Origin of the sequence: Cyanobium sp. LEGE 06143 (genome assembly GCF_015207535.1) — a bacterium.
GTDB lineage: Bacteria > Cyanobacteriota > Cyanobacteriia > PCC-6307 > Cyanobiaceae > NIES-981.
Window position 1 is genome coordinate 1 of the sequence record NZ_JADEWP010000313.1, and the last position, 1,128, is coordinate 1,128.

General features: G+C 71.6%; 1 protein-coding gene. It reads left to right on the top strand.

Annotation, left to right across the window (positions count from 1 at the left end; genetic code table 11):
• Positions 1-26: 26 nt before the first annotated feature.
• Positions 27-1,076, top strand: a complete 1,050-nt coding sequence (holA, locus tag IQ216_RS13895) for a DNA polymerase III subunit delta (protein ID WP_193815937.1) — start codon at positions 27-29, stop codon at positions 1,074-1,076.
• Positions 1,077-1,128: the final 52 nt, after the last annotated feature.

Consider the following 1,128-nt stretch of genomic DNA (forward strand, 5'->3'; position numbering starts at 1 on the left):
CCCCAACCCTATGCACCCCCGCCGCCATGCCGATCCACCTGCTCTGGGGCGATGACGACGCCGCCCGGGGCCGGGCCGTGGATGGCCTGATCGCCCGGCTGGTGGACCCCGCCTGGGCCTCGATCAACCTCAGCCGCCTGGATGGCCAGGATCCCGCCCAGGCGGCCCAGGCCCTGGAGGAGGCGCGTACCGCTCCCCTGGGGGCAGGGGCGCGGCTGGTGCTGCTGCAGCGCAGTCCGTTCTGCAACCAGTGCCCCGCCGAGCTGGCCGATCAGCTTGAGGCCACCCTGCCGCTGGTGCCGGACCACTGCCATCTGCTGCTGGTGAACACGGCCAAACCCGATGGTCGCCTGCGCACCACCAAGGCGCTGCAGAAGCTGGTGAAGCAGGGGCAGGCCGAGGAGCAGGGCTTCCCCCTGCCGGCGATCTGGGATGGAGCCGGCCAGCTGGAGCTGGTGCAGCGCACGGCCAGGGAGCTGGGCCTGCAGCTGCAGCCCCGTGCCGCCGAGGCCCTCAGCGAGGCCATCGGCAGCGACAGCGCCCGGCTGGCCAGTGAGCTGGAAAAGCTGGCGCTCTACTGCCAGAGCGCGCCGGCCGGCTCGGCAGCACCCCAGGCCGACAGGGCGATCAGCGTGGAGGCTGTGCAGGCGCTGGTGGGGGGCCAGAGCACCAGCGCCCTGGCCGTGGGCGATGCCCTGCTGCAGGAACGGCCCGCGGAGGCGATCGCCCTGCTGGATGCCCTGATCGAGGCGGGCGAACCGGCGCTGCGCATCGTGGCCACCCTCTCCAGCCAGATCCGGGGCTGGCTGTGGGTGTGCCTGCTGGATCAGCGCGGTGAGCAGGACGTGGCCGCGATCGCCAAGGCCGCCGGCATCGGCAATCCGCGCCGCATCTATGTGATGCGCAAACAGATCAGGGGGATTCCCAGCTCCCGCTTCCTGGCCCTGCTGGCACGGCTGCTGGAGGTGGAGGCCGCCCTCAAACGCGGCACGGCCCCCGGGGATGCCTTCCGCGATGGCTTTCTGCTCGGTGCCGCCGCCCAGCAGCTCACCCCGGCGCAGGGCCGCAGCCGATAATCGGCCGTTGCGATCACCCCTTGGCCCCCACCCCTTTCTCTTATAAACATCT

Bases quoted from the DNA above. Each gene is read 5' to 3' on its own strand.
- holA (WP_193815937.1), top strand. From the start codon at position 27: ATGCCGATCCACCTGCTCTGGGGCGATGACGACGCCGCCCGGGGCCGG.